Source organism: Paraclostridium sp. (assembly GCF_051657365.1).
Taxonomy (GTDB): domain Bacteria; phylum Bacillota; class Clostridia; order Peptostreptococcales; family Peptostreptococcaceae; genus Paraclostridium.
This window is the reverse complement of the sequence record NZ_JBOFKN010000062.1, coordinates 1-15,076: the sequence shown is the minus strand read 5'-3', so window position 1 is coordinate 15,076 and position 15,076 is coordinate 1. Positions and strand designations below refer to the sequence as shown.

General features: G+C 24.3%; 13 protein-coding genes. 4 read left to right on the top strand and 9 right to left on the bottom strand.

All coding sequences use genetic code 11. The features are described from left to right. Positions 1 to 462: 462 nt before the first annotated feature. Positions 463 to 1,590 carry an SLC13 family permease gene (locus ACRCYC_RS04120; RefSeq protein WP_438617915.1) on the top strand — a complete coding sequence of 376 codons (1,128 nt, stop codon included), beginning with the start codon at positions 463 to 465 and terminating at the stop codon, positions 1,588 to 1,590. Positions 1,591 to 2,004: 414 nt separating this feature from the next. Here ACRCYC_RS04120 and ACRCYC_RS04115 read toward each other — a convergent pair whose 3' ends face one another. The 4 genes from ACRCYC_RS04115 to ACRCYC_RS04100 all read right to left on the bottom strand — a co-directional run bounded on the left by ACRCYC_RS04115 (position 2,005) and on the right by ACRCYC_RS04100 (position 8,152). Further along, positions 2,005 to 6,372, bottom strand: a complete 4,368-nt coding sequence (locus tag ACRCYC_RS04115) for a DUF6923 family protein (RefSeq protein WP_438617914.1) — start codon at positions 6,370 to 6,372, stop codon at positions 2,005 to 2,007. 280 nt (positions 6,373 to 6,652) lie between these two features. Beyond that, positions 6,653 to 6,994, bottom strand: coding sequence for a hypothetical protein (locus ACRCYC_RS04110; protein ID WP_438617913.1), 342 nt, complete (start codon positions 6,992 to 6,994; stop codon positions 6,653 to 6,655). Positions 6,995 to 7,057: 63 nt separating this feature from the next. Next, positions 7,058 to 7,672: a hypothetical protein gene (locus ACRCYC_RS04105; protein WP_438617912.1), complete on the bottom strand. Its 615-nt coding sequence runs from the start codon at positions 7,670 to 7,672 to the stop codon at positions 7,058 to 7,060. A gap of 6 nt (positions 7,673 to 7,678) precedes the next feature. Beyond that, entirely contained in the window at positions 7,679 to 8,152 is a 474-nt protein-coding gene (locus ACRCYC_RS04100; RefSeq protein ID WP_438617911.1) for a hypothetical protein, read from the bottom strand. 227 nt (positions 8,153 to 8,379) lie between these two features. Here ACRCYC_RS04100 and ACRCYC_RS04095 point away from each other — a divergent pair, with 227 nt between their 5' ends. Beyond that, on the top strand, positions 8,380 to 9,258 hold the full coding sequence (locus ACRCYC_RS04095) for a hypothetical protein (protein ID WP_438617910.1): 879 nt from the start codon (positions 8,380 to 8,382) through the stop codon (positions 9,256 to 9,258). A 520-nt stretch (positions 9,259 to 9,778) separates the two neighbouring features. Here ACRCYC_RS04095 and rbsK read toward each other — a convergent pair. Both rbsK and ACRCYC_RS04085 read right to left on the bottom strand, forming a co-directional pair. Beyond that, on the bottom strand, positions 9,779 to 10,705 hold the full coding sequence (gene rbsK / locus ACRCYC_RS04090; RefSeq protein WP_438617909.1) for a ribokinase: 927 nt from the start codon (positions 10,703 to 10,705) through the stop codon (positions 9,779 to 9,781). A gap of 107 nt (positions 10,706 to 10,812) precedes the next feature. Beyond that, positions 10,813 to 11,235, bottom strand: coding sequence for an arsenate reductase/protein-tyrosine-phosphatase family protein (locus ACRCYC_RS04085; protein ID WP_438617908.1), 423 nt, complete (start codon positions 11,233 to 11,235; stop codon positions 10,813 to 10,815). A gap of 180 nt (positions 11,236 to 11,415) precedes the next feature. Here ACRCYC_RS04085 and ACRCYC_RS04080 point away from each other — a divergent pair, with 180 nt between their 5' ends. Then, positions 11,416 to 12,291 (top strand): ion channel, encoded by an 876-nt coding sequence (locus ACRCYC_RS04080; protein ID WP_438617907.1) that lies wholly within the window; start codon positions 11,416 to 11,418, stop codon positions 12,289 to 12,291. Between the two features lie 61 nt (positions 12,292 to 12,352). On the opposite strand, the gene ACRCYC_RS04075 is transcribed toward ACRCYC_RS04080, so the two are convergent. Together ACRCYC_RS04075 and ACRCYC_RS04070 are read right to left on the bottom strand one after the other, a co-directional pair. Beyond that, positions 12,353 to 13,231, bottom strand: a complete 879-nt coding sequence (locus ACRCYC_RS04075; RefSeq protein WP_438617906.1) for a hypothetical protein — start codon at positions 13,229 to 13,231, stop codon at positions 12,353 to 12,355. Continuing rightward, positions 13,221 to 13,712: a sigma-70 family RNA polymerase sigma factor gene (locus ACRCYC_RS04070; RefSeq protein WP_438617905.1), complete on the bottom strand. Its 492-nt coding sequence runs from the start codon at positions 13,710 to 13,712 to the stop codon at positions 13,221 to 13,223. Before ACRCYC_RS04070 ends, ACRCYC_RS04075 begins: the two co-directional genes overlap by 11 nt. Positions 13,713 to 13,904: 192 nt before the next feature. Here ACRCYC_RS04070 and ACRCYC_RS04065 point away from each other — a divergent pair, with 192 nt between their 5' ends. Continuing rightward, complete coding sequence (locus ACRCYC_RS04065) at positions 13,905 to 14,129, top strand: YgjV family protein (protein WP_438617904.1); 225 nt, start codon at positions 13,905 to 13,907, stop codon at positions 14,127 to 14,129. A 141-nt stretch (positions 14,130 to 14,270) separates the two neighbouring features. On the opposite strand, the gene ACRCYC_RS04060 is transcribed toward ACRCYC_RS04065, so the two are convergent. After that, the gene (locus tag ACRCYC_RS04060; protein WP_438617903.1) at positions 14,271 to 14,810 is read right to left on the bottom strand and encodes a hypothetical protein; all 540 of its coding nucleotides are present in this window, start codon (positions 14,808 to 14,810) and stop codon (positions 14,271 to 14,273) included. Positions 14,811 to 15,076 lie beyond the last annotated feature (266 nt).

The following is a 15,076-nucleotide window of genomic DNA, read 5'->3' as shown; positions in this document are numbered from 1 at the left end:
ATATTATTTGTCAATTTTCAAATATTTTTCGTATATAAGTATTTAAAACATAATTTTTCAAACACCATAATAAAATACTATCACTTTTCAAAAACTTTTTTGTAACTTTTTTTAAAAATATAAGTATCCATTTTGAATGAAAATATCAAGTGTTTTTTTTAAATTAAAATATTATATTTTTCTATATTTTTATATTAACATTTAATAATGTAATCATTATCAAGTATTAATTACATATTTTTGATGAAATTAAGTATTTTATTAAATCTTTAATATTCTATTTATAAATTCTATTTTTTCATAATTTATATCTTGAAGTATTTTATACTAGATAAAAAACTGACTAAAACCTTATAAAATGTATCTTTTTCGTCATATTTATTTAATTACTGTTTTAAAATTATTGGTGTAATATTGAATTATAGGTATGAATAAAAAACTTTAACCCACAGGAGATAAAAAATGGATTCGAAAGATTTAAGGCAAAATAAACTTAAAGAATTCTTAAAAAAGGAGATAATATTAGTAGTAGCAGCAATTCTTGCTATAATATCGTCATTTGTTTCTACTCCAAAGCTTAGCTATATCAACTGGAAAGATTTAATTTTACTTTTCAACTTGATGGTTGTTATAACTGCTCTAAAAGAGTTTAAAGTACTTGATTATATAGGAACAAGACTACTACATAGAGATAAAAGTGTAAAAAGACTCTTTACTGTAATGATACTTTTAACATTTTTCAGTTCTATGCTTATAACTGATGATGTCGCATTATTAACATTTGTACCATTAACTATAGTACTTTCAAAAAAAGCTAGATTTAATCCCGTAAAGCTTATAGTATTTCAGACTATTGCTGCTATAACAGGGTGTGCATTAACACCTATGGGCAGTTCACAAAATCTATATATCTTTACAGTATTCAATTTAACTCCAGCAGAATTTTTTGCTGTAACTATACCTATAACTATAATATCTTTTCTTTTATTACTTGGATTTATAGGTTTCCAAAAAAATAGAATATTAGATGTTGTTATCAATGAAGTTAATGTTACTCACAAAAAGTTAATACTATTATATTTCATTTTATTCCTTATAGTACTTGGTTCTGTATTTCATTTAATTAACTACAGATATGTATTTATAATTGTTGTATTAGTAACTCTCGTAATTGATAGAAAGTTATTTTTAAAAGTGGATTATTCTTTAATTTTAACATTTACAGCATTTTTCATATTTATAGGTAATGTATCATCATTACAAAGTGTAAAACACGCCATTTCAGGAATATTAACAAATGATGTTCACACTTATTTTATAGGTCTTGGAATAAGTCAATTTATAAGTAATGTTCCAGCAACATTATTACTTTCACCGTTTACTCACAATTATAGAGGATTAATTTTAGGAGTTAATAATGGTGGTTTATTCTCACTTATAGGATCTATGGCTAGTGTAATATCTTATAAATTTGCAGTATCTTCAACAGATACTACACCATTGAAATATATTACAACCTTTGCCTTATATAGCGTTATAAGTCTTGTAGTTTTAATCCCTACAGCTTATATAATTTTAAGGTTCTTCTAAATACGAACAGACTATCTATAGTTAGTTTTACTATATTTATTAAAACTTGCTATTAAAATAGTCTTTTTTTTATTAAATTTTAGTACTTATCATTTTGCTATTATTAAAATTATAATCTTATAAATAAATTAATAATTTATATTTAATAACTTAATTTAAATCCTATAAAATCGTCATTATTGTTAATTGTACATTTTATATATATTTTTTTATAATATACTAGTAAATTATTATAAATTCCTATGAGTTAAGGACGGGTATTTTCCTGTCTTTTGTTTTTACTACTATCCTAGTAAATATATTTAACATATTTAAATATATCTACTAGGATAATTTATTATTTGAAAAATAGACTATTAAAAACCTTATTGTTAATTTTACTTTTATTTATTTTTTCTCGAAATTCCTCACTAATTAACATCCAACAATTTTTACGTTTATCAGAACTGTCACATTAGTAAAAAATTCTCGTTCATTCATAAGTTTACTATATATATCTTCAATTATTCCTTCAACATGAATTTTATTTCCAATACTATAATTTATTGGCAAAACAACAAAATTACTAAACGCAACACAATATTCAGCTAAATGGACTGATTGACTTGGCGTAGAAGATGTATACACTAAATTTAATTTTAAACTTCCGGTTAAAATTAATTTATATCGAGTTAAAAGTTGTCCTTCATTAGATCTAGCAGGACTTGTCTCTATTATATAATAGTTATCTATGCCTATGCTTCCCTTTAATGAATTTATCGCCTCTACATCTGGCTTTAAATGCGGTATGGTAAGATTATTTTCTATACTAAACTGCTTAAAATTAGCAATTCCTACCTCTAATTCACTAACTTGTTTTCCTGTTGCTGGTAGTAAAATTCTTCTTAAGCTTCCATCTGGTAAGCTATAATTATATTTAACCTCTACTCCATTCTCTATTTTTCCACTATGTGAATTACTAATTATTTTTACTTTAAACTTTAAAATACTTTCTTCTCTAGGTCTTAACATCCCAATATTTATACCCTTTTCTAAATCAACTAGATTTATAATTATATTATTTAATGTAAATTGACCTTCTAAAAGTTCTAAATATTTTGGCAACATATCTCTAACAATAATATTATTAGCTACCACTTTAGTTAAATTTTTTATAACTACAGTATATTCTATTTCATCATTTAAAATAGCAAACTTTTTATTTGCTGTTTTTTCAACGAATAATTTAACTTCACTTACATTAACAGTTTCTATATTACTGACACTTATACCAGCCTGTTCTACTCCATTAGTTTCTGAATTATAAATATAATTAACTATAGCATGATTAGGAATTAGTCCTTCTTTAATTGCCTTAGCCTCAAAAGAAACTCTTACAACTTCACCTACTGATATAATACCTATGTTTATTCCAGCTAAAATATTTTCTTCTGTATTTTTAATATCATTTATTATAATTGAATTAGGTATAAATTTTAATTTTGAATGCAAAATATCTCTAATAACAACATCATGTACATCTACATTCCCAGCATTTTCAATATTAATGTTATAAACTATATTATCTTCAATAGCAACTTCATTTTTATCTGCTATTTTAGTTACTATGATATCTGGTTTTACAACAATAACACCTTTATACTGATTATTAGGATCTCTATTTTTAATACCTGCATCTTCTGCAAATATCTCTATATTAACAGGTGGTTTATTGGTTTCAGTTCTAAAAAACATTTTTGCCATAATTTTATTCTTAAATGGATTATTTAATTCTCCTATGGCTTTTACTAATATTTCTATTATTAAATCTTCTCCTTTTAATAACCCACCAATCGGAATTCCATTTTCTAAATTACCAATAACTATTGAGCCATTCACTGTTATCTTTTGAACCTCTAGTTCATTAGGAAAGAAATCTTTGATAATTATATTTTCAGCATTAAGTTCCGCTCCATTTTTTATAGTTACTGTATAAACAAATATGTCATTTAATTTTACTAATTCCTTGTCTACACTTTCATCTATAGCTACTGTAGTTTTAAATCCTAATATTTTAATAATATTTGATACAGCTTCGCTCATGTAAATCAACCCACCATTTTCAACTTGATATTTAAAATTAGCAGTTGCTGAACTCTCAAATACAATATTACTATCTAATATTTTCTCAACTTTAACATCAAAACTAATTATTACCTTTCCTCCTGGAATAATAACAGGAATTGTTATTCCTGTAACTATACTTTCACTAGCTTCTACACCATTTAACTTCAAATTCCCTACATATTCTAAACCTTCAGCAAGATTATCCTTGATAAACACATCTAAAGCTGAAATATCTCCATTATTTTCAACCTCTAATGTATATCTAATAATTTCTTCAGACATTACTCCTTCTTTATCAACAGATTTTACTATATTTATTTCGGGGATTAAATTATTTACATCTACAGTATTAGTTGTAATTTCTATCTCCCTAGCTAATTCATCGGGATCTACTATATATTCGTAATTAACAGTAGCACTATTTAATATTTCTGATGGTGCTGACTCTAATACCTTAACTTTAAATGTAACTATAATCATTTGATTAGGAACTATAGTTCCAACACTAATTCCAACTGCTGGATTTTGACTTGTAGGTAATGTATTTATCGTTGTACTACCAGTGATAAAACTAGTGCCTACTGGAACTACATCCTTTATTATAGTATTTATTATATCTACATTTCCTGTATTTTGAGCTTTTATCGTATAGGTAATTATATCTCCTGTTGTAGTAGTTACTTTATCAGCTTCCTTTGTCAATTTATCTTTTAAAATTTCTCCATGATTGATTACAGTTTTCACAATATTTGTTTCATCTAAACTAGCTAAAACATCACCATTTATATATTCATAATTAATTGTAGCTTTATTAGTTATAATATTATTACTTGGAATATTATCAACTTTAACTTTAAATGAAATACTTACTCCCGCTCCAACATCTAAAGAATTAACTAAAGAAATATTATTTAAAGGATTTCCTTCTACATCAACATTGGAAATCAATGAACCATAAACATAACTTATTTCTTCAGGTAAAATATCCATAATCTTAATATTTTCAGCTACAAATGGCCCATCATTTTTAAATTGTATTATATAAGTTAATACATCACCTATATCTGCAAAATTTTTATCTACAGTTTTTAATGAATTTTTTATCATATTATTATTACTTAAAGAATTAGTTGTCATAGCTTTATCCAAAAAATCTATTGACTTTTCATCTACTTCTATCTCCCAAGAGATTGCAACTATTTCATTAGGACTTATTTTTAATATTGTAATTCCATCTTCTATACTTGTACCAATATATTCTGCACTAGCACTCAATTCCCCATTATAACTACCTTGAGCTGGTATATCTTCCCTAAATTCAACATTATAAATAGCATTTTCGCCTATATTTTTTAATGTTGTTGTATATGTTTCAATTATTTTTTTTCCATTAAAGTCTTTATTCATAAATTTATTTATTAATATTTTAGCTTCTTCTTTTATAATGTTTATAATTGAAATATTAGATTTTTTACTATCAGAAAATCTTTTTTCTTCATTGCTTAACTTATAAAAATATTCGACTTTAGCTGTATTGTATATTTTATTTTCTTTCAAATTATTATTAGCCTTAACAGCAAATCTTATAGCCACTTTTTGACTAGGGTTTATGCTTTTTAAAATTTTTATACCTTCAATGGGATTTCCTTCTACCTCTACATTAGCAACTAAACTATTTTTTAAATATTCTATTCCATTTGTAAATTTATTCGTTATATAAATATCCTCAAGGTCTATAGTTCCAATATTGATAAACGCTATTGTATAAACTATTTCCTCACCTAGTTTAATTTCTGATTTATTTACTATATTTACAATTTGACTAATAGATGCTATTTCATGTAATTTATCTATAATACCTAATTCTTCAAATAAATCATCCTCATTTTCTTCTTCAAGAAAATTTTCATTCTTTGTAAATTCTTCATCATTTAGTAGACCTTCTTCGGTTATTTCTATCATATTTTCTATACTAACTATTTCAGATTCATATAAATCTTCGATATTTAAAATTTTATATTTCACATTTTTATCTTCCAAAAAAACATGTAAGTTTTGGTAATTATCAATATAAATACTTATATAATCTCCATAAATCAATTCATTTGTAGTTATATTATCAACGATTTTTCCTATTTTAGGATCTATTTTTTTAAGTACGCCTTCATTATTTATTGCATATATCACCTCTTCTTTATCATTATATATCCAATCAACAAAATTCAAATCATTTTCTAATAACTTTAAAAATATATTTTCTTGATTATTTTCAGTATAATCTGCTTCTCTTATTACTAAATTACAATATGTTTCTAATCCTGAATCTCTTAAATCAATTATATAATACGTCTCACTTTTATTAGATTTTATATAGAACAATCCATCTTTATCTATTGTCCCCACACTATACTCATCTATTGGTAAATTTTTTATATCTGCAATGTCTTCAATCGTACCATCTAAATTAATTTTACATACCTTATTTATATCTGTATTAACTCTTATTGCATATATACATTGATCTTTTTCACAATAAGTTGGAACTTGTACGTTAACTCCTATATCATCTTTAATTGTATTAATTGAACCAGTATTGAGATTAAACTCCTGCAAACTATTTTTCCCATATTTTGAAATTCTATAAATAACTTGATTAGACTCCAAATATTCTAGCATAACTTAAATCACTCCTTCTCAAAAAATTTTACTCTTAAAAATTGATGAATTTTTTTCTTAATTCCTATAATATTCAGTTTAAACGTATCTTGTGCCTTTATATTAGGTATTTCTAAAAATTACACGCAAAAATAAAAAACTCAAAAAATTTGAATATAGTAAATCTTATCTATAATCATAATTTTTTGAGTTTTTTATATTTTTCAAAGGAATTTTTTTAATATAATTTTAATCTGCTCCATTAATACTTTCTCTAAATGTTGTTAGCTAGTAGATAACCTTAGTCATCTCCACCTCCACCACCGCCAAATGAGAAGCCTCCACCGCCCCCATCTGAATCATCATCCGAACTAAAGTTTGGTGCATATGAACTTGATCCTGATCCTGATCCTCCATCAGTTTCACTAACAGTACTTGCGCTATGACCAGCCCCACCAGTTCCTCCAAAGAACCAAAGGAATGGAAAAATTCCACTATCATTATTAGCTTGTTGTTCTACTTGTGCACTTGGTGGTACTCCTGTAACAGCATAATCTAAATAATGCAAAACTGTAGGTGCTAAAACAACAATTGCTATAATTATAACTGTTCTTCTAAATCGGCGTTTATCATTATTATCCATATAATTACTCCTTAATTAAATTTCAATCATATTTACTGTTCTTTTCTCTAATAACTTATAAATTTAGCACATCATAGAAAAAAACATAAATAAAGCTAAAACAATTATTCCTACTAACATATACTTATACTTTAAATCTCTATCAATTCCTTTTTTTTCTTTTTTAATATCTTTTTTTGTATAAGTTTCTATTTTTTTATGAAGTGTTTTTTCATAATAATCTATATCAAATACTTCACAATCTGTTTGAGCTAAAAGTTCATTCATTCTATGAACAATTTTTTCAACTTCTATCATTGCTATAGATGGCACATTATATTTATCATCATTATAATATACTGCCATCATAGAAAGTTCATTCATCTGCTTCATACTCATATTAGCACAAGCAACTTTACAAAGATTATCTAAAAGATAGACTAATAGCTCGCTTTTAGATCCTGTTATAATATTCCCTTCGATTTCTATATATCTATCAGTAACATATCTTATATAAAATTTTTCTTCTAATCGATCTAAGCGATTATTTATTTTCCCTATAAGTTCATACATTGGTTTTAAATCTTTTAGCATTTTTTCACTTGCGCGACTTTTACTCTTCTCATTAATAACTTGTCTTTTAGTTTTATTATAATCTATTGAGCTATCTACAGGCCCGTTATTGTTTTTTTCAAACATCTACTATCACCTATCTATATGTCTTTGTTCATATACTGTATTTTTATCACTACTATCATTAACTTCTTGATCTATTAATTCATCTAATTTATAGTCAGTTTCAGCAAATAACTTATCTAATTTATCACAAATATCCCTAAGCTTTGAAATTTCTACTGTTGGAACATTATACCTTGTTTCCTCATATATTACACACATAGTTTCACTTTGCGGCAAATTATGTTCTCCTAATACATTAAGATATCGTTTAAGTTTAGGAAATTTAACCCCATGTATTTCATATCCATCTTTTAACTCATCAAAAAATAATATTCTTTCATATTTGTATCTTTTAGGATATTCATTTAAAAGTTTATAAATTTCATCATTTATATCATGATATGCATCATTCATAATAGGATCAATTCTTTCTTTTTCTTTTATAGCTTTATATTCTCTTTTTGTATACTTAGGAATCAATCCTTCTTTATACCTAAGCATTAAAACTCCTCCTCTTTATACAATTTATATTTAAAATCTTTTTTTCACTATACCATTTTTATACATATTAATGATGTCAATATTATGAAACTTTCCTTTAGTAAATGCTTTTAATTTCTTTTAATTAATAAAATCGTAAGAAACTTTTACAATTTTATCAACTCATAATATGGTACCATTTTACATATAATAGTTTTACGTCCAAATATAAGTTAAGAGGTTGCCCAATGTTTAAAAGAAAAAAGAAAAAAAATACTATTTCACCTGACTTGACATCTCTCACAGAAGAAATCAAAAAGAATTTAATTACAGAAATAAATTCAGATTTTATAAAAACCTTAGAAAATAAAATTAAAAAAAATCTGATATTAGAATTTAAAAAACTTAATTCTGATATTATAAATGAATTGACAAATCAATTAAAATCTGAAATTGAAAAGGAATTAAAAGAAAAACTTATGAACGAACTTTTATTAGAAATAAAACTTTATGATAGTAGAAAAGAAAGACTAGAAAGAAGACTTTCTCCTAATAAAAATAATATTATTGCACCAGAAAATAAAATATCTCCTAAAGAAAATAACTTATCAAATAATATTATTAATGTTGAAGAACTACGAACTACTGATGAAGAGTTAATCAAAAGCTTTCTTTCTAAAACATCTATTGACAAAAACTTTCAAACTATATCTGATGAAATTACCAACAAAATTCCGTCTAAAAATACCAACAGTTTAAATATATCAAATAAAAAACACTATACTTTAACACAAAATTTAACAGAAAGTGATACTGCAAATACTTCTGACATTGACCTTACTCTCGATAATACAGAATTAGATTTTAACACTTATACAAACGAAAATTTTAATGATGATTTTTTTGAAATTGATGATTTAGCTATAACTTATTTCAACGATGCTGATTTAAAAGAAAGATTTAAAACTTTTTCAAAAGAACAAAAAAAAGCTTTAAAAAAAGCAAGTAAAGATTTAAAAGAATTAAGCTTAAGTAGCTTAAAGCTTACTAAAGATGAATTTTATAAACTTAAAGAGAAAGAAGTTTATAATAAATGTATAGAAAAATTCAAAAGTTTAAAAAAATAAAAGAAAGAGCTATCTCGAAATGTGTGAAGTTTCAAAATAGCTCTCTCCTTTCACTCTAAAGTGATGGATAATTATTTATAATATGTGCTAAAATCTGTGTGATTTTAAAATTTAAATATGTCATTCCTAATTTTTAGTATCTAATAATATAATTACCTTTTTTCTACTTCCTATTCATCTTAACTGATGATTTAGTCAACAATTATGCTACTAACATTCTAATTACTAATATTACTAACATATGGCGAAAAATAATCTAATTATATTATTTCTTACTTTGAATTTTCGTAAGAATTTGTTTTGTTTTTGTTTATGGTTATATAATAACATCTGTTAATAAAAAATTCACCCTTATTACATTATCTATTTATTAATTATATAAGCTTTACAGGTAAAATTTTATTATTAAATCTATATTTTAATTGAATTTTTATTCGATTTAATAATATAACAATAGATTTTTTATATATTTATAAGTTTTTTTATATTAAAATATTTTATTTTTTGTTAATATTTATATTCAATTATATACGTTTTCTATTTCTTTCAAATTTGGTATTGAAGGTTGTGCACCTTCTTTTTGTACTGCTATACTAGACGCTTTATGTGCAAATCTTATAGCTTCTTTTAATGTATCAAATGTTAATTCTTCTTGTTTGATTCTAGTACTTAATACGCCAATAAAAGTATCTCCTGCTGCTGTAGTATCAACAGCTTTAACCTTATATCCAGCAATTATTTCTCCCCTTTTTTTTGAAATAAGTGCTGCTCCATTTTCTCCTAGTGTTATAATAACAAATTTTACTCCTCTATTAAGAAATACATTTGCAGCTTGCTTTGCACTTTCTAAGTCAACTACTTTTATATTGGTTAAAACTTCTATTTCAGTTTCATTAGGAACCAATATATCTGTATATTTTAATAATTTATCTGAAATATTTTTTGCTGGTGCTGGATTTAAAATTGTAATTTTATTATTCATTTTTTTCATTAATTTAAAGGTATATTCTATAATTTCCATAGAAACTTCAAATTGAGCTATTAAAATATTTGATTCTTTTAATAGCTCTATTGCCTCATCAATTTGAGATTTTTTAATATTCATATTAGCTCCAGAAACTACTATTATAGAGTTATCACTTTTACTATTTACTGTTATAATAGCTATCCCTGTGCTACTCTCCAAACTCTCATAAATGAATCTATTATCAATCCTATCTTTTCCAACTAATTCTTTTAATAATTTTCCATTTTCATCATTTCCTACCTTCCCTATCATAGAAACTATAGCATTAGCTCTTGCTGCTGCTATCGCCTGATTGGCACCTTTCCCTCCAGGTATTTGTTTCAATTTTTTTGCTAAAATAGTCTCTCCTATGCTAGGCATTTTAGGAACATTTATTACTAAATCCATATTTATACTTCCAAGTATACATATTTTATTCATTATATCACCTTTATTTTTATATAAATTTTCAACTTATATCTAATATTCCTATTCTTTAAAAATAGGAATATTAGAAACTTATTTCTATCCATAAAATCAAATTTTACTTAAATTAAATCTATATTTATTCTTTTATCTTTAATTTTCTCAACTAAAAATTCTATTTTTTCCTTTATAATTTTTGCAGTTTTAATAAATTCTTCATCATTCTTTCCAGTAGGATCATCTAACCCAAAATCTTCTACATATTTTGCTGAAACTACTGGACACACTACATTGCAACCCATTTTAATTATTATATCTACTTTAGGAATATCACTTAAAAGTTTTGATTTTTGACATTTATTCATGTCTATATCATATAAATCTTTAATTATTCTTACAGCATCTTGATTTATTTGTGGTTTAAGTTCTGTCCCAGCTGAATAAGCATCAAATATGTCTGAAAAAAATTTTTTACTTATTGCCTCTGCCATTTGAGATCTACATGAATTATGTACACAAACAAATGCTATTTTAATTTTATCCATTTCATTTTCCTCCTATATACTATTCTTACTGACATATAGTTTTAATAACGTAAACTACTATTAAAGTAAGACTCTTTCTTAATATTTAGTATATATTATTTTTACTATAAATTCTCATTATTATTATGATATTATTATTTAGATATCAATTTTTAACTAAAACTTTATGGAGGTGACCTAATGGGGTATTTCATTGCACTTTTAACTACTATATCACTATGTATTCTATTACTTGTAAAAACACTCAATGTAAATTCAAATATAAAAAAAAGATTCTTAAAATTTAATTTAAACATATTAGCTGGATACATAGGTATCTTTAAAAATCGACTTATATTAAAGACTATTGTATATATTCTTCTTGTATTTTCAGCAGCAACACTTATATACACATCACTTACTACAGCTATTTATACATATTTATCAAAAACTGCTAACAACGCTTATATACTAAAATTTTTAACTATTGTAGTAACTGCTATTATTATCTATTACATCATAGGATATGTACTTAGCCTATTTCTTAAAATAAATACTTTCATACGTGCTACTGACGATAAAGATTTTCAAATAGATTTATTAGCAAGTTTTTTTGTAATAAGTATTTTTCTATTTATACTTATAATATTTCCACACGAATTTAAAAAAATTTATGGATTATCATTATTCTGTCTTGGCATTACATATCTTTTAACCTTACGCTCTTTGCTTAGACTAATGATTAATCCTATTAATATAAAAAATAAAAATCAAGATAGTGTCAGTTTTAAAAGAATTTTAGCAGCAGCATTAATTATTTTATTTATGATAATTATAAATCTTTTTCTTTGCGTATGCACAGCTTACAATGTAAACATAAATGCATACACTAATGTAAATGGATATTTCAGCCTATTTTATTATACTATAATAAGCTTTTCTACTATAGGATATGGATATATTGCTCCTGTAAGCACACTTGCTCGTGCAATAGCTATAGTAATAGCATTAACTAGTATTATAAGTCTTACTGTTTTTATAGGTAGCATTCTTTCATATAAAGATAAATTTAATTAATTTTTAATTTCTAAAATCATAAAAAATACCAATAGCATTTTATGCTATTGGCATTTTTATTTTAAAGCTTATCATAAATATCTTTTATTAAAGATTTATTTTCAAAGTCAAAGATAAATCCATCTATAAATATATATCCCGTTTCATAAATATCAAAAGTTCTCATAATTCCATTCTTCAAAGTTATTTGTATACCTTTAACATTTTTATTTTTAATATAAAAATCTTTCATTAATTCATTATCTTCATTAATGTTTTTAGCATTTCTCAATTCTATCAATAATTTTTCAATATATACATTATTAGTATTTATATTTTCTCCCCCACCTAAAATTGAATTAATATTTTTTATATTTCCTTCAATTTTAAAAATATCAAGTAAATCTGAACCATGTTTTATAATTTTACCATCATAAGTTTGATATATGTGTATAGACTTTTCACCAGCTACAATATTTATTCCCATAAGAATGCTATCATCATATCCTATTACTTTATAAATTTCTTGCCCTTCTATAAAACTACTTAATTCTTCTTTTTCATTTCCTATTTTTGTAACGCCTAATTTTTCTCCTTTTATTTCATCGATATTTTCTATATTCACATTATTTGCAACAAAATTATAAACTTTCCCATTATAATGTAAAAATTCAGCCATTGATGTTGAACCAATTTCCATTCGATTACCTTCAGAAGTTAAATCTTCTACCTGTTCATTTCCAGCTATTTCTCTATCTAATTCACCATTAGTATTGTTCATAAAAAAAGATCCACCTATAATTAAAGTTGTAACTGCGGCTAATGAAATTATTACTTTTAATTTTTTATTATTTTTCACCATAATATTATCATCCTTCTTTAAATTATTTTTTAAAGCCCCTTTAAAAGAATCATCCAAGTTAATTTTTTCATTATCTTTCTTGTATTTATCAGAAAACATCAAGTTCTACCCCTTTCATTTCCTTCTTTAAAAGTTCTCTCCCTCTAGATAATTGTGACCTAACTGTATTTTCATTTAACTCCAAAAGTTTTGCTATTTCTGAAGTCTTTAAATCTTCATAATAAAACAAATGAATTACTGTTCTATATTTTGTTGGAAGCTTAAACACATATTTATAAACTTCACTCTCTTCTTTTATATAGGTCACTAAATTATCCTGCAATCGTGTTGTTTTTCTAAACCAAGCTGTAGTTAATAAATTTTTACTAGTATTTATGGTAATCCTAAGTATTAAAGATTTTAAATGTTCTTCACTCTCAAAATTTTTATTAAGCAGCATAACTTTCATAAATACTTCTTGAACTATATCCTGTGCATCATATATATTTTTAGTCCTAGAGAAAGCTAACTTATATACTGTATTAGAATATTTATCTATAATATCATCTATAGATAAGCTTCTAGATTTTAATGTTAACATTGTCCCCCTCCTTCACTATTAATACAAATTAGTAGTTGTTTTTGTTGCAATAAAACAAAATTATTTTTAGTATATAAAAAATAATTTTCTATATATTATGTAATCTTTTAGTAACTTTTTTTTAATTGGCATTCTGTATCATAGAATAGTATTACATATATTACGAATTTAAAATACATGGAGGTATATACATTGTATACAATTATAATTGATTGGATTGGTTATTTAGCATCAATCTTTGTAGTAATTTCACTACTAATGACATCAATGGGAAAATTAAGAGTTGTTAACTCTATAGGATGCTTATTATTTGTTATTTATGGCTTAATAGTTAAAGCTTATCCTGTAGCATTGTCTAACTTTGTAATAATTTTAATAAACCTTTATAATTTAAATAAACTTAGAAAAGGTAAATAATTTTATTACATATAAAGTGACATCATGTTGCCATTATATTAATTCATATTATTAATAGATACATAATTTAAGAGCTTGTCTATAGATTATTTAGAATCTATAGACAAGCTCTTACTTACTAAACTTTCACTCTAAAAAATATCAATAATCATCTTTTCCGTTAATAGTTTGTACCTCTTCAACCCCACTAAATTTTCCATCTAAAATTTTAATAAAATACTTATCCTCTTCTAACAAATTTACCTCTGTATTTTTAAATTCATTTAAATTTTCATCATATAACTTTATTACACAACTCGTTACATATCTTTGTTTATTTTCTCCATACATTATAGTGAATGCTTTTCCTTTAGTTTCAACTACTGAAAATTCAATATTATTTTTGCTATTTCCTTGTTCACTAGCTTCATTACATTCATAATAAACTCCACCCAGTTTTTTCTCATATACATTTAGATATTTATAATCTTCATTTTCCTTATTCACACTTAAAACTATTTTATAATCAATTCCTTGAAAATTATATTCAAACAAATTTTTTACAACTATTTTTTCATTCCAGTATTTTTCTAAACCCCCATTTAAATTTGGTGATACACTTATATTTTTACTACTAAAAAAACCTAATACTAAAACTATGCCCATAGATACGCTTATTACCCCTACTTTTCTACCTTTCATTTATATCACCTACTATTAATTTGTCTATAGTGTTTTTTAATATCTATCTTTTTTATATAAAATGCGATATATAAACCACATATAAATTAATATATATTTTATTATCGAACTAAAATATTTTTAATTTCTATAATAGTGCGTTTTTACTTGAATAATTTTACAGTTATATACGTGGTCACTTATGCAACATTTAAGAGTTTAAAAATTTTTGATAACGAAAGACCGCTTTTAACTGCATTAACAATAAGCTTTATTTTTTCTTTATC